This is a genomic window from Flavobacterium luminosum (assembly GCF_023635005.1).
Taxonomy (GTDB): domain Bacteria; phylum Bacteroidota; class Bacteroidia; order Flavobacteriales; family Flavobacteriaceae; genus Flavobacterium; species Flavobacterium luminosum.
The window spans coordinates 72066-90636 of record NZ_JAMLJM010000009.1 but is presented as its reverse complement, the minus strand read 5'-3'; the positions used below and the strand labels follow the sequence as shown (position 1 = coordinate 90636).

Here is an 18571-nt window from a genome sequence, read left to right as displayed (position 1 = left end):
TTACATTTGTTTAAAGCATAAAATTCATCAATGAATATCAATCGAAACTCTATTGGTTTAGTTCTTTCTGGAGGTGGTACCAAAGGATTGGCACATGCGGGTGTTTTGAAATTTTTAGAAGAGCAAAACTTAAAACCTTCACAGATTGCTGGAACTAGTGCCGGAGCAATTGTAGGAGCTTTGTATGCAGAAGGAAAGTCGCCTGATGAAATTTTAGAGTGGTTCCAATCGATTTATTTTTTCAATTGGAAACATTTTACCTTTAAAAAAGCTGGATTGATAGACACGACGGCTTTCGAATCTTATTTTAAAGATGTTTTTGGAGACAAAACCATTGGCGATTTAAAAATAGAAACACACATTACCGCAACCGATTTGGTAAAAGGAAAACTAAAAGTTTTTGGTCATAAAACCAAAGTAATCGATGCTGTGTTGGCTTCTTCTTCTTTTCCCGGCATATTGTCTCCGCATGTAATCAACGGCAATTTATATAGTGATGGTGGGATTTTAAACCATTTTCCCACAGATATTTTACAAGGCCGTTCCGAATTTTTAATTGGAGTTTATGTAAGTCCAATTCAAAAAATTGATGCTAGCGATTTATCTTCAATTCGTGCCGTGACAGCCAGAGCCTTCGATTTGTTGTCGGCAAATTCTAATCTACAAAAATTCAATAATTGCGATTGGATTATTGAACCGGAAGAATTAGTCAATTTTGGCACTTTTGAAACCAATAAACAAAAAATGGAGATGATTTTCAACATTGGTTACGAGGCCGCTAAAGAATCTTTTGAAAGAATAAACAGTCTGTAGTCTCTCACTTTTTAAATAGATAGTTAAGATTTAACGCTATGATTTATAGAATCTTCCATAGCTAATATTTTGAAGAAGGCGGTTTCAAGACCTTGTTGCATTAAGGTCTTGAAACCGCCAGTATTATATAAGATTTATCAATATTCAAAAAACAATAAAGATTTTTATCAATACTATCGTTCAAGAGCTTCATTCAAAGACAATGAATAATTTTTAAGAAATAACGATAATTACGTTTCATTAGATGATTGTTATTTAATGAACTATGATAATAGACTTTGCAGTTCGCATGACTATAAAGTGGCAATAATAATGTCTAATGACTTATTATGTAATTATCTTGAAAGCAGAATTGAAACTTTAGATAAAAGCTGTAAAATAATTTATCCTACACCCATAAGCCAATTAAACTGGACTGGTTCAAAAGTGGAAGATTCTTCTTTTGGATGGCGTTTTGTTAATCCTAAAATGCAGTCCACGTACGGAACGGATCCCATGGGAATTACCGCAGAAAATCTAGTAGAAATGTATGGTATTTCTCGAGAAGACCAGGATAAATTCGCTTTGGCTTCTCAATTAAAAGCAGCTGCAGCTACCGAAAATGGAAGATTGAGCGAAGAAATAGTTCCGGTTGCCATTCCTCAAAGAAAGGGCGAACCGTTAGTTTTTTCAAAGGATGAATTTATCAGAGGAAATTCGACTTTGGAATCGTTAGGTAATTTAAAACCAGCTTTTAAAAAGGATGGAACAGTAACTGCCGGAAATGCATCAGGGTTAAACGATGGAGCAGCGGCAATTTATGTGGCCTCGGGAGAAGCGGTAGCGCAATACGGTTTAAAACCTTTGGCTAGAATTGTAGCTTCGGCAGTAACAGGTGTAGAACCAAGAATCATGGGAATTGGACCTGTTACAGCGACTCAAAAAGCGCTGAAAAAAGCGGGGTTGACTCTAGATGATATTGATGTAATGGAATTTAATGAGGCATTTGCTGCTCAAGCTTTGGCTTGTACTCGTGCATTAGGTTTGCAAGATGATGACCCTAGAATTAATCCAAACGGAGGTGCCATTGCTTTAGGACACCCTCTAGGTATGTCGGGTACTAGAATTATCTACACGGCTGCTTTAGAGTTACATAAAAAGAACGGTAAATATGCATTAGCTACCATGTGCGTAGGAGTAGGGCAAGGCTACGCTGTGATTTTAGAGCGAGTGTAATCTAAATAAATACGTCTCAATAAAAATGAGTAAAAAACAAGACATATTAAATGCCGCCCTTAAAGTCTTTACAGAACTAGGGACCAAGGCAGCTTCTACTAGAACAATTGCAGTGGAAGCTAATGTGTCTGAAGCTTTAATTTTTAAGCATTTTAAAAGTAAAGACAAACTCATTGAAGAAATTTTGAAATGTGGCTATCGAGAGGCAACCAAGCTAGTAGCAAAACATGTAGAATATGATTCGCCTCAAAATTATATTTCTAATTTACTGGATTTGCCGAAAGTTCTCGTACTAAATAACAAGGATTTTTGGCAGATGCAGTATAAAATTACTCCTCTTAATGCTCTTGCCATGATGCACCATCAACATTTCATGACATCTAGTAATGAAATGCTAGCAAAAGCCTTTTCCGAATTAGGTTACCCAAATCCAGAATTAGAAGCCGAAATTGTATTAGTAATTATTGACGCGCTTTGGAAATATATTGCTTCAAATGAGTTTGAAATGGTGCATATAGATGCTATAACTTGTTTGGTAAAACAAAAGTATGGTTTACTACCCTAATTGTTTAAATCTACGTTTTACCTAAATAATCTAATTAGGAAACTTTATTATTTCTAAAATTCTAAATAGTATAAAAACAAAAAACCAGTAAATAGAATTTACTGGTTTTATTTTTGTGGGGAGAGCAGGATTCGAACATCCTAACTAATCCGTTTATTTATAAGGGTTACAAGTAACCAAAAAAACAAGGGTCTCGATTTTGCATCTGTACTGCAAATAGCTTCAAATCTTATAGTGCTAAGATAGATATAATTGGGAATTTGACCAAATAAAATGCTGCAAATCAGGCCAAAATTTGAACATGTTTAGAAAGAATTTTGATACTATTTTGATGCCTGAATTTCTTTTTTTTACAAGTTTAGTGCTCACAGTGCGGCGAAAAATCAATTAAATCACCGCAAAAAAGCGGCGATAAAAAGAAAGGTAAAAGTTAGCATAGAATGAATCTCATACTAATAAAAATTATAATGCTTCATAATGTGTAGTTATAACTTTTCAACCCATTGTCCAATCACAGCAAGCATTTCTTCAAAATCCGGTTGCCCATTATAATAAAGTGCAGCAGTTTTTTCATATCGCTCTCTAAAACGATTTCTAAGTTCTTTATCAGTCAGTAAGAATGCCTCGTTTTCGACAATAGGGATGTCAAAATCAGGCTTTGGAAATCTTGCCTTTTTATGCTCAAGATATTCATTAGACCCAATAAATTCCTGAACCTGAATATTTCCAAGTAAACTGAAAATATCATAATATTGTCGCATAAGATTTTGACGTTCTTCGCCGGTTTCTTGTTCCTGTCTGAATTTAGTCGCTACGGTCTGCAATTTCTCCACAAAAGTATAGCCGGGGTGGTAGCAGGCAATATCTATTGCCCTGTTGTCAATAATATTAACATTACTCGTAACTGCTTTTTCATAAGCCCATGAAGATATTGTAATACTATTGTTTGGGGTAACTCTGTCAAATCCCGCTTCCAGAAGAATACCTTCTTTCAATCCAGCAATTTGATCCGTCATGGTTTCATAATGCAATCGTATACCGCCACTGCGATAGTTAGGAATGTCATCAAAATAAGTGTCTCTTTCAACTGAAATAACACTGTCAATTTTTATACTTTGTGAAAGCCAGTCATAAAAATTTTTCCGCGCTTCAATATTGTTTGGTTTGTTATTTTTCGGGTTTTCATTTATATTCATTTCAACAGGAGGCTTAATATGAATGTCAATGTCTTCCGAAAACCGGTGTATAATTCCGTACCCTTTAGAAAGAGAAGTTCCTCCCTTTAATTCAAATTGATAACCCTGTTGCTTGAGTCCATACAGCACATGCATTATCCAGTAATCTTTTTCTATAAGACCAGGTTCAATATTCATTTCATTGCCAACAATGCGTAGGAGTGCGGCAAAATCTTTATGGTTGTGCAAGTAATCAGACATATTAGGCAGCTATAACTGGTTCCAGCAGTTTTTTTGTTTTGGCATTGCCATAATCCACGAGCGATTTTTTTAGCTTTTTGGTATCCATGGTTGTGGCTCGTGAACGCACTTTTGCAAGCACTTCAGTAGGATCTTCCGCAAGCAGGTCAAGATTATTAAGTAAATCTACCAATAGAAATTCCGGTGTAGCCTTACGTGGAAAATGAGGCTTTACCCTAAAAGAAAATGTTTTTCCACCCAAAGTAAAATCACCATGGCGTTTGTGGTTGTAAACCGTTTTTTGGTTATAGAGCTGTGTGGTTCCTACACCCAGGGCATTATATGCGTTTAAGGAGGTAACTAAAAAACGACTGTCTTTCAGAAAAGAGCGCACCAATACTTCCTCTTCAGGTGGTGCTTGCCCAAAGGCGGTAGATTCAGGATAAAAGTAAAGCCCTTGCGAAAGCTTCTGCAAAGTCCCATCTTTCAAAAGTTCCTCCAAATGGCGGTCAACTGATTTAGACCACTTGGATAAATCAGCCCTCCGGTATACTTTTCCCTGTTTTAAATGTTTCTTTAGTTCCTGTAACTTATTCATAAGTACAAAGTTAGTAAATAATTACTATTTGTAAATAACTTTATTGAAAATTCATGCAAAACGAATTTTTTTATAGACAGCAAAAGTTGTGCCCAGTATCTATTACTAACAAAAATGACTTAATTAAATACTGTTTAAAGGATAGGGATGTATTTAAGTAAAAGTTTACCTCAATAATGCATTTGGTATGCTCTGAATCCTCTTTTGAGTTTTTTTGGTCCAGTTGTTTTTAATTACTTTTATGGAATAGTTTAAGCCTAAAATCGCAATAGCACTAATAATAACGGGAGGAAATTTACTTAACTGAAATCCTGTATTAATCCAATTTATAATAGCTAAACAAAAATAGATTATGGCTATAATGCGAATGAGTAGTAGTATTGATAAGCAAATTATGAAAAACTGAAAATCCAGTTTAATTCCTAATAAAGGATTAATGGTATCTAGCTTTTGTAAAACTGGTGTAAAGAATAGGGTAGCAGTGTAGAGCAGCTTTTTTCTCATGGCGGGTAAATAATTAGTTTTGGCTTATAATGTTACGAAGATATTTAATAAATGATAAAATTAAATATTTTGTCGCAAATAATTGTAATATCCTCAAAAATAAGAATTCATTATTTAGCTTCCCAAATAATACTCAATGCTAAATTTTTATGAGGAATGCAATGTTCTTTAAACCTTCTATATTCATCATCATCTTTGACATAATTAAACCAGTCCATAGGCCAAATATCTTCAGTTCCGGTTGGCTGTTTGCTTTGATAAAAATATTCTCCCATTACAGAATTCTCGGGAATTTTATCACTATATAATAAATATTTAAATGGAAAATCTTCGCTATTCCACCGCCATTTAATTTTTCCATTCTCTGCAAAGACTATCATAAGAGGATGGTTTCCAATATCGGCAAATCGAATTGCTGTAGCCGTAATACTCGTTTGAAAATGTTCTGACAAAGATTTAATAATTGAATAATCAAATTTTTTTCTTTGAATGTGTTTTTTAAACCTTTCTTCCGGCATTAATAAGCAAGAAGCAAAATAATCGGCTTCTCTTTCAATTCTAAAATGAGTATCTTCATAGTTTTTTGATGGGTGAGGTGATAATAACCCTTTTTTTAATCCAATTCTATGATGGTTGATGAAATAATGACCAAGCTCATGTGCTATAGTAAAGCGAGCTCTTGCTGTATTGGGCTTGTTACCTCTGGAAGTATTTATATGTATGAAAAACTTAGAGTCATCATAAATTGTCATTCCATCAAAACCATCACCATATGAATCAAAAAATAAATCTAATTCTTCTTCTTCGAGGATAAGATATAAGGGAGTAATTGTGTCAGGAAATTCTAAAGCTATTGATTCGGCTAAATGTTTAATGGTTAAGAGTGGGTTATTTGGTATCATCTGATTTTTTTCGATGTTTTCCATACATTTTATCAATAATATCCTGTGATAGGCCTTGAGTTCCTTTTCTTGCAGCCATTTTTAATTCTTTTATTTCATCTAAATTATCTTCATTGAAAATCCGAATAACAGACTTTTTACTTAATTGATTATTAATAATGGCAGAAACATCAATTGTCGCATCTTTTAATTTATAATCAAAACCGTCATATAGTTTTTCAAATAAATCTAGCTGAAGCTCATTAGTAGGGCATATAAAGCCTGTTGAGCATAGATAATGATCTAAAATTTCTAAATCGAAGATATGTTTATTATTTTCTGCCATTTCTTTGCTTTATATAATTTTCTACATGAAGATTAGCATCTCTTTTATACAATCTTATTGTTCCTTGTGTAAGTTCAAGTGTGTCCTGCAATTTTTTACTTATAGTTCTTGGAATATTTTTACCTGGCACTTCATATGCTTTATAAGTTAGGTAAATTATTTTATGTTTTTCGCTCAGACCAATAAAGGCACTATCTAAAATTCCTAACTTAATTTTTAAATTTTTTCTATCTTCTTTATTTTCACTAGCTGATTTTTTATCTACAAGTCCATCTAAATCAGTAATAATTGATAAATCTTCATCAATTGTTGGATCTGCACAAGTATTTTGTTCACCATATTTTACTAGTTGTGTGTACATTATTGGATACAACCACAATAATATTGCTTTATTTACATCTTTGCTTTTTGCTTTTTCTAAATTAAAGCTTGGGTATTTCCAAACTCGGGCAAAAGCACAATGTGCTATTTCTAAAGCTATAACCTCACTATAGCCAAATTTTGAAGAATATACTTCAGCCTTTTGAATTACATTTTTTTCAAATCGACGGCAAAATTCATAAAATGCCTGTTCCGCTTCATTTGGATATTCTGACTTAAAGGAAATATAATCCAGTAGCTCCGAACTGCACATTTTTTCAAAATCTATCTTATTATTTAACTCAGTTTCCATCTATATACCTAAAAGCGTTAGTAACGGTTTTGGTATATGAGTGAGGCTGGACTCATATACTTCTCAAATATAAGATTTGTGCCTTGAAATAGTAATACAACTTTAAAATTATTTTAAAAAAATGAAAGAAAAATTTGAACAAATTAAATTTATTATTGGTCGCTTTGATATATACATTGAAAGTACCCAAACAAAAAGCAACCTTTACCTTGCTTTGAATACAGCCATACTTGGTGGTATTATTACTATTGCAGCTTCAACCAAGCAGCAAGATGTTACAACTTTTTCACTTATCGTCTTAGGTATTATTGCGCTTCTGGCTGTTATAAGTATGACTATAACACTAATTGCTATAACACCATATTTGCATAGTGCTTCGGACAAAAGTAACTCAGTAATCTTCTTTCAGGATGTTGCAAATTTCACCTTTGATGAATATGCAGATAAAATCAATGACATTTCAGACAAAAAACTTCTGCTGGATTTAACTTGTCAAGCGTACAGCCTAGCTGGAGGACTAAAAGCAAAATATCAAAAACTTTTTTATGCAGGTAGAATGATCATCGTTGAGTTCGTTTTACTACTTATTTACGCAATAACACTAATAACAAAATTTATATAATTATGAATACATTTTCAGAATACCAGAACATTATTGAAAAGGCTCTTAACAGAAACGAAATCAGTAAAGGATTAAATGAGTCAAGAAGATATACAGGGCTTGCGGGACCAACTTCTCCTGGGAGATATACGTTTAGCGATTATGTAAGTAACAGGTCGCAGCTTTCTTTTTCTGCAGATTTGGTTGCAATAGCAAATAAAATGGGAGCTGTTCCTCTCAACAATCAAGTAATTGGTCATCACCCGCACTTCAGTCATTTAAAAGGAACTACAAATACTGAAAAACACTATATCATTTCTGCATTTATCGATATTAAAGGTTCAACCAATCTTTTCAAAAAGTACGATGAAGAAACGAATATGATTATTACAAATACCATCCAATTAGCTGCAATTAATGTCTGCCAGCTTTTCGGCGGATTTATCCAAAGGATTCAGGGTGATGGCTTGTTTGTATACTTCGGAGGGAAAAATGTTGATAAAAGTAAAGCAACACAACACTGTCTTACGGCTCTAGGATTATTCAGTTATTTCGTAAAGAATGATTTAAAAAGAGCATTTGAACAACATGGGATTGAAAGAATATTTACGAAAATTGGAATTGATTTTGGTGACGATGATAAAGTATTATGGGGTGTGGCTGGTAAAGATAACACCAGTGAGATTGCAACATATAGTTTGCATACCAGCTTAGCGGCAAAAATGCAGGCTTACGCCGGAAGCAATGAAATTGTTGTGGGGCAATATGTTAAAGACAAAGCTAATTTTGATTCAATGCTTTATACTGTGGTTGAAGAACAGAGATATATTTTTTCAGACCAGGATAACGCATTTTATTATACACAATATGTATTTGATTGGCTAAAATACCTTAAATCTTCACAACATATTGCAACCTCAATCGCTGGTGATATTACAATAAAACCTCAAATAGCAACCATCCCAAGTATAGCTTCATTAAAAGAAGTTGTGGGTGAAAACAGACCCTATGCAAAAATTAAGTTTAGATAAAGATCTTAAAGAAGTTTTGGAAATGTTTCCGAAGTTAAAACTATTTGAAAAAGATAAAAAGAAATTTATAAGAGGTGAAATCAACATATTTGATGCTGCGGATAATTATGTGGACAGTTTTGATATTAAAGTAACTGTTCCAAGGAATTATCCGTACGGATTCCCTTCGTTATTTGAAACCGGTAATAAGTTTGAGCATATTCCTGACCGTCATATCAGTGAGGATGGTAGTTGTTGCGTTTGTCCCTTGCAGGAATCAGATTTAGTCAGTCAAAAAGGGATTACTATCAAAGATTTCTTTTTGAAATATGTCATCCCTTATTTGGCAAATCAGTTATATTTTGATAGTGAGGAAGAATGGGCAAATGGAGATTATGAGCACGGAGTTGATGGAATCTTGCAATATTATAAAGAACTTTTTAAACTGAATGATATTGAGGAAGTAATTAACCTGCTGTCTTTTTTCAATACAAAAAAAATGAATAGAAATGATGATTGCTACTGTGGACAAAAAGCAAAATTAAAAAGATGCCATATACAAACGTATAACACTATCAAGAATTTGTCTAAAGTGCAAATTGAAACGGATCTATTTAGGTTAAAAAACTTGTCGAAAAGGTTAGCAAGAGAACAAAAAAATCAAAAAGTATAAATTTTAATTATTATATATTATGTCAAATTATCATGTTACTCAGAAAAAGGGTCAGAACGGGTGGAATGTTCAAAAAGAAAATGGACAAAAAGCATCAGCTATTGTACCTACCCAAAAAGAAGCTGAAAAATTAGCAAAGCAGTATTCTGCAAACTCAGGTGGTGGTGAAGTTAGAATTCACAGGCCGAATGCCGGACCAATCAGAGATAGTGATACTGTAAAACCGGGTAATGATCCACGATCAAGTAAAGATTCTAAAAATTAAAAAAATCCCGAGGATAAGTTCATTCTCGGGATTTTTTTAATCACCATTCCCCATTTTCTTTAAAATATTCTATTCCATTAAAAGCTGCAATTTTAGCTTTTTCTATGTTGTCAAATAATTTATGGCCTCTTGTATTGTCAATAGTAACTTTGTATTTTGTACTTAACTTATCTCTAAAAATTACAATTATATGATTTTCAATCTTTAAATATAGATTTCCTTTTTGACTTAATTTCCATTTCTTGTTACTCCAATTCTTACGTCTACTTGCACGATTCCTTAATTCTTTTTCTCGCCTTTCAGGATTAAAATAATCATTTGTCATATTTTGAGCACAAACACAGCCAACTCTAAACTCTTCATCAACTTCATGATGCTCTACAATGTGAACATATCTAATTCTTTCGTTTCCACACATCATGCAAGCTTCATAACCAGCTTCATCTTCTGATTGTCCATCTTCACGAACATCAATTACATCAATCAAACTCCAACCCTTATGTGGAACACCAGTTTGTTTCCAATGATTTGTCATTACTTAAGGAATCATGAAATGTTAATTATTTTTTATCAATATAGATTTTCCAAAAAGAGTTAATTTGGTTTTTTAATTCAGATAATCTTTCGATGCTATAAACTAAATTGTGTGCAGGTTCAATTTCTTCTCCTTTCCAATCTTTTTCTTTTTCAATTCTGCGCCCCATTTCTGTTAACCTGAAACAATACTGTTTTAAATTGTCTGCAATTCGATTAATTTCAGAAGCTAATTCTCCAAGATGTTCTTGAGTGTAATTTTTCACACTTAATGGATTTTCAATTGAAAGTTCAAAATCGGGCATTGTTACATGTAAAAACAGTTCTAATCTATTTATTATGTCGTAACCAGCCATATCTTTTTTACCTTCGATAATGTCTCGTATTGATGCACTAGATACACCACTTTTTTGACTAAATTCATTAGCTTCTCTATAACCAACAATTTTTGACAAGGCTTCTTTTATTCTTAATGTCTTAGTTTTACGGTCTTCTTGTATTGCTAGATAAATCCGATTAATTTCATCAACATTTGGTGTCGAATACATATATGTATCCCAATCATCTAAAGAAATTCCCACTCGGTAAGCTAACAATTGCCTTTCCCGTATTTGCTTTTTTATATCTACCCATCGAGTTTTTATTTGTTTCTCGTTTAGTTCCTTCATGTTTTCTAAAAATGAGTTTTATTGATTTACTAATGTAGCTATTTAAAAATTTACCTACAAAAAAAGACGCTTCAAAAGCGCCTTTCATTTTTCCTTCTATTTCTCCAACTATCATTATATCCACGATACTTCCGGCTATCATATAACTTCCCTCTCAAGTAAATACCTAAAACCCAAACCACAAGTAACCCTAAAATTTCATACCATTCCATAAACCAAAACTACAATAAGTAGGGCAGCGGTGGTTATGTTAAAAGTAAATGCTCCGTTTTTGACAACATTTTTTCTAAATATGATAAAAAATATTAAAATTAGAGCAATCTAATTAATATTATATTTCTAATTCTTGCTCTGGTTCGATTTCTACTTGTGCTTGAGCCAATAATTCATATATGTTCATTTCTGCATCTAAAACTTCAAACGAAACACAAAAAGCATAATTAGTTTCATTTTCTATGTTTTTATCCCATCCAAAATGACCAATAATCGCAAGACTGAATTCCTCAGCAAATTGTTGAGGTTCAATTATTGCCCAACTTTTTTGAACTGTTGAATTATTTCTATTAATACCATTGTTTGACCATTTAGGATTCTCTCTCAATATCCATTTTATTGCATCGGTACCTTGATCAATCTCTCCCGGTGTCCCATCTTCTTCCAAATAATCTAATGTGCGATTTCTAAAACTATTAAAGCTTTCATTATATTTTGAAGATTGCCATTCTAGCCAATTGGATAAATAAGAGTGAGAACCTTTTCTAGTCAATCTGGTTTTAGCAGTGAAAGCAAGTGTTACCTCTACTAAAATTCTAAACTCTTTTCCTTCACCTTTTATTTCATTAGGAACTTTTATGTGATACATGTCTGCTTTTCGAGGGCCTACTTTTCCATTTTGAATAAATGTTATTCTTGATTGGGAATTGTTTAAAGCACGATTAGCATCAGGTATACCGTAGCCATAATATCTAAAATCATTCTGGGTTGGATTATAAAAGCAATGTTCAGGTAATCTTGCACTTTGAATAATTAAAGCTCTGTACATTTGAGCAGACTCCATAGGATGTTCTGTTTGTAAACGAGAAGCGATATAGCTAACTTTTGGTGTGCTGAATGAGGTGCCATAAGAATCTTTACCAACTGCGTTTGCACCATGGTAGGTAGAGTTAACTAATTCAGGAGAAGTCGCTTCATGGCTAATCATTTCTGCTGAATTTTTATTTTTAACTAAGTCACCTCCAAATTCAACAACATCAGGTTTAATACAGCCCCACATTCCTAGACCTGTTCTTGAAAATGGAGAAATATAATCTCTTCCGGCTATCGATTTGTAATCATTATCTTCGAAATTCTCTTTTGCAATAGAACCAACTGTAATTGAAAAATAACTAACTCCAGGGTTTGCCAATTTTGATTCAACTTCATCGAGATATGAAGGATAATTTTTTCCAGTCGACAAATGCTCTTTTATTCCTTTGTTAAATGGATGGTTAGAACTAGCATAAAGATTTCCAGCCGCAACAATAAATAGTATATCGTTTTCATGAATGAGTTTATCCAAAGACGCTGCAAGTGCAGGCATATGTGTACCTTGATAGGAGATGTCTTCAGAAACAGATAAATTAAATATTCTTGTTTCTGAATAATCAGAAACAATTTGTGCCATTAAGGATGGCTCAAACTTATTTGTTGCAATTTGATTGTTTTTGTCAAGTATACGGGCGTTTTGAATGATGCTCTCAAGTTTAACTTCTCCAGTTTTAGGTATATTTAGTGGATATAGAACAGCTCCAGCTACCTTAGTGCCATGGCCACTTTGTTTGACATAATCTGCAACGGAGGCTTCACCATTTACATATGAACGAGAACTTTTATGATCAATTGATAATTCAATTAATCTATGGTTTTCCTGAATACCACTATCAATAACACATACTCGTGAGGCATTGCCATCTGGCGCAACTATTTGTATGTCGTATTCATCAGGAAGTGAATTACTTTTACTGACTATATTAAAACTTGGCTCTAGTTTTACTTCATATAAATATTGATAGGTCTGAACAATATCCTTTAGCCCATTACCACATATAGAAATTTTAAAATGTATGGCATCAGTATCATTATCCCAAATGTCATGTAGTTCACCGCTATATGAGTTTACATATTCTTCAATTTCATTTTCTCGTACAATTTGCTTGTTGTCCCTTTCAATTCTTAAATTTGTTTCATAAGCTTTGAATTCAGCCACTTTTTCTTGAAACTTTACTTCTGAATCAAAATTATCTCTTATAGGGTATTCTTTTTTATTTGGGATATAGCATGAAATTCCTAACTGGACAGTATAAATTACGTCAGGTTCGATGTCAGCCCAAATTAAATTAATTTCACCTTGAAGTAATTGATTTATTCGCCAACTATCATCTGAAATTAGCTCCCAAATTTGTGCTGCTTTATCTTTTCTTTGACCAGTCTCATTGATAAAAAATTCTACATTTTCAAGAAAAGATTCTAGATTATCTGTTGATGCACCTATGATATAACCATTATTTTCTTCTGATATAAGTTCAATTCCCCAGAGTTTGAAATTATCTATATCAAAAACTTCTGTATCAATCTTTAGAAAAATAGGAATGTCATTTTCATTAGGCATTTTGACCCCATCATTTTTTTTAGATTCTTTTAAATTTACCCAGTTTTCAATTAGCCCTTTTGCAGAATTTTTTAAATATTGTCCATGAACTTGCCTGTTTTTTTTTGTTAGCATCGGTAATAGCAACAGCTTCAGGATTTCGTGCTCCACCTATTTTAGGTTTGGGTCTGCCTTCTATCTTAAAAGGTAATTTGAGATGAGGAAAATCTGCCATAAATTATTTTTGATAAAGCATGTTTTCACTTAGCGCTTTTTCTAAATGTGTTTGTTGAAGTGTTTTTTCATTTGCTATTACAGCAATTTTAGCAGCATCATTTGCTATTTTCACAACTATAGCGGAATTAAATCCAATCATTTTATCGACCACTGTATCCCAATTTATATCATTTGATTTTTCTATTGATGCAAGGGTTTTTTTTGTTAATCTTAGAATTTCATCTTTTGTTGGCTTAGGCATTTCGATAATATCATCAAATCTTCTAAAAAGAGCTTCATCAAGAGCATTTTCTATATTGGTTGTTGCTATTAATATACCTTCTGAGTTGTACTCTTCTAAAAGTGTTAAAAGGATGTTTACTACCCTATGCATTTCACCTACGTCTTGCGAATTTGCTCTAGTTTTACCAACCATATCAAACTCATCAAAAAGTAAAACACATGGGTAATTTTTAATTCCATCAAATAAATTAGAAAGATTAGTTGCTGTTTCTCCAAGGAAAGAAGAAATAATAACATCAAAGCGAACTTTTAAAAAGGGTAAACCAAGATTCCAAGCAATCCTCTCAGCACTCATACTTTTTCCACAACCAGGAGCGCCATAGATTAGTATTTTTTGTCTGTATTTTAGGCCATGATTAGCTAATCTCTCCTTTGCAGCAAACTCCTTTTCAATTCGTCTGATTTTGTCTTCTGTTTCAAAAGGCAATACCATTTCATGACGAAGTTCATCTCGATCTATAGGTATTGCTAAAGGTAAATTATTACGTTTGTCTTTTGGAATAGTAATGCCACTTGGTAATATTCTCCTAAGTTCGCCATGAAAACTTTGAGTAGATTCAATATTTTTGTCTAAAATAAATTTAAGTTTTCCGGCAAGTTTAGTATGCCCTTTTTTCATTTCATCATCAATGATAAGAGATGCTACTTTTACCACATCATCATCCTTATCTCCTTCTATGGAGCGGAATAGCCTTAACATTAAATCCTGATTCATTTATCTTTTAATTTATTAATAGTAACAGTTTCCAAAGGTATAAATATAGCTCAAAATATGTTCGTAAAATGTAAATTATAATATATTAAGTAGATTATATTAAATGTAATGAGATATATCTTAGGAATTTTTTATTCTTTTTCCAAATCAAATTGAAAATCAAACAATTCTTTAGGATGTATCTCTAAGCCTTTTGCAATAGATATTATTGTTCCCATAGAAGCTCCATGTTCACCATTCAATACTCGGTAAACTTGTTTAGGTTCAATTTTTCCAATGGAGGCAACTGTCATCACATCTTTTTGATGTTTGATAAGTAGTTTTTGTAGGTGTTCACCAAACTTTATATAATATGCCTTTCTAATGTCTTTCACAATGTGAAAGTGCATTGAAATTCAAAAAAATAATTGTCAAATTTGACAATTGTAAAATAAATTCGTACATTTGACTTTTAGTAAAAATTTAAAATGATATAAATAATTATTATTTTTGCGATTCTTCAAATAAAAAATTGAAGCATTCGCTTTGAATCTCGCGTCGAAAAACTGGTAATTTTAAGCAACGAGATGATAAGTAAGATGCTCACGTCTATAGGCGTGGGCTCACTTATTGTTGCACGGTATACCAGTACCTTCGGCGCAGTAAGCTGAGTTCCACGCTTTTTTATGCGCTAAACTTTCCTTTTTCAAAGCAAAACTTCTCTTTCACAGGCTCGCAAAATCACAATAAAACCGGCTGGGTTCTCCTTGTCGTTATATGCCACTATGGCTTAGCTGCATTAAGCTAATAGTGGCATTGTTTTACAATGTAAACTAAAATGGTTGTGCCTATGGTGTAAATTCTCTTTATAATAAAAACCTCCTGTCCCAGTGTTGGCGCATCAGGCAGAAGGTTTACGCTAATAAAACTTTCGTTTAACTTAACTAATCCAATACTATGAAAATTTTTTCATTCAAGGGGTATAGGCAGTCCGTTTTTTGCTCTTTTTTTTGCATCACGGCAATAAACCTCTTATCGTCTGTTGCTTGGGGGCAGCAGGCTATCACAGTACAAGGGAAAATTTATGATAATTTATCCTCTTTACCCGGTGTCAATGTAACCGTTAAAGGTACAACTGTCCAAACAATCTCTAATTACGATGGAAGTTACACCATAAAAACTACAACAAAAGATACGTTAGTATTTTCCATGATGGGATATGCCAAAAAGGAAATTGCCATTCTTGGTCGCAATACTATCAATGTATCAATGGTAGAAGAAGCAACCTCGCTACAAGAAGTAAAAATCAATGCGGGGTATTATTCCGTAAAGGAAAAAGAACGAACAGGCAGCATTGCAAGAATGACTTCTAAGAATATTGAGAAACAACCGGTTACAAATGTATTGGCAGTAATGCAGGGTCTTATGGCAGGAGTAAGTGTTACTCAAACCACTGGTGTTGCGGGTGGCGGTTTCGATATTCAAATTAGAGGAATAAATAGCCTCCGTGCAAACGGAAACCAACCACTGTATGTAATTGATGGGGTGCCATACAGTTCAGACCCTATCGGTACTGGTATTACTTCTCCGGTATTACCAACGCAGCCAAGTCCCTTAAACAGTATCAACCCAGACCAGATTGAAAGTATAGAGATTCTAAAAGATGCCGATGCCACAGCAATCTATGGTTCACGTGGTGCCAATGGGGTAGTGCTCATTACCACCAAAAAAGGCAAGCAAGGTAAAACTCGCTTTTCGGCTAATGTGTCAAGCGGAGTAGGTACAGTTACCAAGTTTGTAGATTTAATGAATACAGAACAATACTTGCAAATGCGACGCGAAGCATTTACCAACGATGGCATCAGCCCATATCCTCCGTATGCTTACGATGTTAATGGTACTTGGGATCAAATCCGTTATACCAACTGGCAGGAGGAATTGCTGGGTAAAAATGCAAGTTTTACAAATGCGCAGGCATCGGTTTCAGGTGGTTCGACAGCTACGCAGTTTTTGGTAAGTGCCAGCTATAACAAACAAACTACGGTTTTCCCCGGCGATTTCGGCTATAAAAAAGGAAACGTTCACGTAAGCCTAAACCATGAATCCGAAAACAAAAGGTTTAAAATCAATTTCTCAACAGGCTACACCGCTCAAAATAACAACCAACCCGGTACAGATCCAACGCTAACAGCACTGTCATTGGCACCAAACGCTCCGGCATTGTACGATAGTGAAGGTAACCTAAATTGGGAAAACAGTACTTGGAACAATCCCTTAGCAGATTTTAAAGCAGTCTACACGGCAAAAACCTACGATTTAATCGCAAACACGTTGATGAGTTACAAACTAACAAACAGTCTGGAACTCAAATCAAGCTTTGGTTTTACCGATTTGAAGAACAACGATACGAATATTTCGCCTTCAAGCCGCTATGATCCGGCGTATGGTTTGGGAAGCGAATACTCAACATTATTTACAAGTCAGGCTACCCGTAAGTCCTGGATTATCGAACCGCAACTAAATTGGAGTAAACAATTCAGTTCTGCAAAACTTGACGTATTAGTGGGTACTACCTTTCAATCTCAAAAAGGCAACCAGTTAGTACAATTGGGGATTGGTTTTCCAAGCAATAGTTTAATCTATAATCTGGCTTCAGCCTCGCGTTTGTACACCATAGGTTCAGATGAATCGGTTTATAAATATCAGGCTTTTTTTGGTAGAATTAACTACAACTGGAAGGATAGATATATCATCAACATCACAGGTAGGAGAGACGGCTCAAGCCGCTTTGGTCCCGGAAAGCAATATGCCAATTTTGGAGCCATTGGTGGGGCATGGTTGTTTTCTGAAGAGAACTTTCTTAACGGAAATTCGCTCTTAAGTTTTGGAAAACTTCGTGCTAGTTACGGTATCACCGGAAACGACCAAATCGGCGATTACCAGTACCTCGATACGTATGCTTCAACAGGCGCTATTTATCAGGGCACAATTGGTTTGGAACCTACACGTTTGTTCAATCCCGATTTCGGTTGGGAAACCAATAAAAAGTTTGAAATCGCACTCGAAACAGGTTTCCTAAACGACAGGTTTTTTGTAACCACAGCATGGTACAACAACCGTTCTTCCAATCAGTTGGTGGGTATCCCATTGCCGGGAACAACCGGCTTCACATCTTTACAGGCCAATCTCGATGCGACCGTGCAAAACCGTGGTTTAGAGCTTAGTTTGCGAACAGTAAATTTTCAAAACAAAAACTTTGGATGGACAACCAATATCAATTTCACACAGGCAAGTAATAAGTTGTTGTCCTTCCCTGATTTGGAAAACTCAACATACAACTATCAGTTTGTAATCGGTCAGCCGCTTAACATTAAAAAGGTGTATCATTTTACTGGTGTTAATCCGCAAACCGGACTATACGAATTTGAAGACGTTAACGGCGATGGTGTAATCTCCGCGCAAGACGATAAACAGTTCATCCGCGATTTTAACCCTAAGTTTTTTGGAGGCGTACAAAATCAGTTCCGTTACAAACAACTGCAACTCGATTTCCTGTTTCAGTTTGTTAAACAGTTAAACTGGAGTCCGGTGGTCAATACATCCGTTCCGGGTACTATGTCCAATCAGCCGGCTGAGGTGGTTAATCATTGGCAGAGTCCAAGTAATACGGGAGCCTATCAGTTGTACACAGACGGTGCAAACGGTCAGGCGGTCGATGCGTTTTACCGTTATGTCGAAAGCGATGCTGCGGTGGTAGATGCTTCCTACATCCGTTTAAAAAACATTTCCCTCTCATGGGACGTTCCGGACAGTTTGTTAAAAGGTATGAAATGTCGTGTATACATTCAGGGGCAAAATCTGCTTACGTTCACATCCTACAACGGAGCCGACCCGGAGTTCAAAGCATCAGGTTACCTACCGCCTTTAAAAGTCTGGACAACAGGCTTACAGTTTAGTTTTTAATCTAATAA

The 18571-nt window shown here is 34.3% G+C and carries 17 protein-coding genes and 1 pseudogene; 8 read left to right on the top strand and 10 right to left on the bottom strand.

Annotated elements, in window-relative coordinates; all coding sequences use genetic code 11:
* Window positions 1-30 precede the first annotated feature (30 nt).
* From NAT50_RS10960 to NAT50_RS10945, 3 genes and pseudogenes are all read left to right on the top strand, one after another.
* Complete coding sequence (locus NAT50_RS10960; protein ID WP_250593269.1) at window positions 31-813, top strand: patatin-like phospholipase family protein; 783 nt, start codon at window positions 31-33, stop codon at window positions 811-813.
* Between the two features lie 222 nt (window positions 814-1035).
* Window positions 1036-2028: pseudogene (locus NAT50_RS10950) on the top strand (acetyl-CoA C-acyltransferase); the annotation flags it as partial.
* A gap of 25 nt (window positions 2029-2053) precedes the next feature.
* Window positions 2054-2593, top strand: a complete 540-nt coding sequence (locus tag NAT50_RS10945; protein ID WP_250593268.1) for a TetR/AcrR family transcriptional regulator — start codon at window positions 2054-2056, stop codon at window positions 2591-2593.
* A 485-nt stretch (window positions 2594-3078) separates the two neighbouring features.
* On the opposite strand, the gene NAT50_RS10940 is transcribed toward NAT50_RS10945, so the two are convergent.
* The 5 genes from NAT50_RS10940 to NAT50_RS10920 all read right to left on the bottom strand — a co-directional run bounded on the left by NAT50_RS10940 (window position 3079) and on the right by NAT50_RS10920 (window position 7010).
* Window positions 3079-4029, bottom strand: a complete 951-nt coding sequence (locus NAT50_RS10940; RefSeq protein WP_250593267.1) for a nucleotidyl transferase AbiEii/AbiGii toxin family protein — start codon at window positions 4027-4029, stop codon at window positions 3079-3081.
* Window position 4030: 1 nt separating this feature from the next.
* Entirely contained in the window at window positions 4031-4606 is a 576-nt protein-coding gene (locus tag NAT50_RS10935; RefSeq protein WP_250593266.1) for a hypothetical protein, read from the bottom strand.
* Between the two features lie 614 nt (window positions 4607-5220).
* Complete coding sequence (locus tag NAT50_RS10930; protein ID WP_250593265.1) at window positions 5221-6036, bottom strand: ImmA/IrrE family metallo-endopeptidase; 816 nt, start codon at window positions 6034-6036, stop codon at window positions 5221-5223.
* Window positions 5999-6337, bottom strand: a complete 339-nt coding sequence (locus NAT50_RS10925; protein WP_250593264.1) for a hypothetical protein — start codon at window positions 6335-6337, stop codon at window positions 5999-6001. Before NAT50_RS10925 ends, NAT50_RS10930 begins: the two co-directional genes overlap by 38 nt.
* Window positions 6324-7010 carry an RNA polymerase subunit sigma gene (locus NAT50_RS10920; protein ID WP_250593263.1) on the bottom strand — a complete coding sequence of 229 codons (687 nt, stop codon included), beginning with the start codon at window positions 7008-7010 and terminating at the stop codon, window positions 6324-6326. The genes NAT50_RS10925 and NAT50_RS10920 overlap by 14 nt, the downstream gene beginning before the upstream one ends.
* Window positions 7011-7131: 121 nt before the next feature.
* On the opposite strand from NAT50_RS10920, the gene NAT50_RS10915 reads away from it, so the two are divergent.
* From NAT50_RS10915 to NAT50_RS10900, 4 genes are read left to right on the top strand one after another with little or no spacing between them, the layout of a single operon-like run.
* The gene (locus tag NAT50_RS10915) at window positions 7132-7632 is read left to right on the top strand and encodes a Pycsar system effector family protein (protein ID WP_250593262.1); all 501 of its coding nucleotides are present in this window, start codon (window positions 7132-7134) and stop codon (window positions 7630-7632) included.
* Window positions 7633-7634: 2 nt separating this feature from the next.
* Window positions 7635-8642 (top strand): adenylate/guanylate cyclase domain-containing protein, encoded by a 1008-nt coding sequence (locus NAT50_RS10910; RefSeq protein ID WP_250593261.1) that lies wholly within the window; start codon window positions 7635-7637, stop codon window positions 8640-8642.
* Entirely contained in the window at window positions 8620-9294 is a 675-nt protein-coding gene (locus tag NAT50_RS10905; RefSeq protein WP_250593260.1) for a hypothetical protein, read from the top strand. The genes NAT50_RS10910 and NAT50_RS10905 overlap by 23 nt, the downstream gene beginning before the upstream one ends.
* 19 nt (window positions 9295-9313) lie before the next feature.
* A complete protein-coding gene (locus NAT50_RS10900) occupies window positions 9314-9559 on the top strand; it encodes a DUF2188 domain-containing protein (protein WP_250593259.1) in 246 nt (81 codons plus the stop codon).
* Window positions 9560-9599: 40 nt separating this feature from the next.
* On the opposite strand, the gene NAT50_RS10895 is transcribed toward NAT50_RS10900, so the two are convergent.
* The 5 genes from NAT50_RS10895 to NAT50_RS10875 form a co-directional block, all read right to left on the bottom strand.
* Window positions 9600-10094: a hypothetical protein gene (locus tag NAT50_RS10895; protein WP_250593258.1), complete on the bottom strand. Its 495-nt coding sequence runs from the start codon at window positions 10092-10094 to the stop codon at window positions 9600-9602.
* A gap of 25 nt (window positions 10095-10119) precedes the next feature.
* Window positions 10120-10761 (bottom strand): hypothetical protein, encoded by a 642-nt coding sequence (locus NAT50_RS10890; RefSeq protein WP_250593257.1) that lies wholly within the window; start codon window positions 10759-10761, stop codon window positions 10120-10122.
* Between the two features lie 331 nt (window positions 10762-11092).
* A complete protein-coding gene (locus NAT50_RS10885) occupies window positions 11093-13558 on the bottom strand; it encodes a S8 family peptidase (RefSeq protein ID WP_250593256.1) in 2466 nt (821 codons plus the stop codon).
* 67 nt (window positions 13559-13625) lie between these two features.
* Window positions 13626-14621, bottom strand: a complete 996-nt coding sequence (locus NAT50_RS10880) for an AAA family ATPase (protein WP_250593255.1) — start codon at window positions 14619-14621, stop codon at window positions 13626-13628.
* Between the two features lie 131 nt (window positions 14622-14752).
* Entirely contained in the window at window positions 14753-15010 is a 258-nt protein-coding gene (locus tag NAT50_RS10875; protein ID WP_250593254.1) for a helix-turn-helix transcriptional regulator, read from the bottom strand.
* A 547-nt stretch (window positions 15011-15557) separates the two neighbouring features.
* Here NAT50_RS10875 and NAT50_RS10870 point away from each other — a divergent pair.
* Complete coding sequence (locus NAT50_RS10870; RefSeq protein WP_250593253.1) at window positions 15558-18563, top strand: SusC/RagA family TonB-linked outer membrane protein; 3006 nt, start codon at window positions 15558-15560, stop codon at window positions 18561-18563.
* Window positions 18564-18571: the final 8 nt, after the last annotated feature.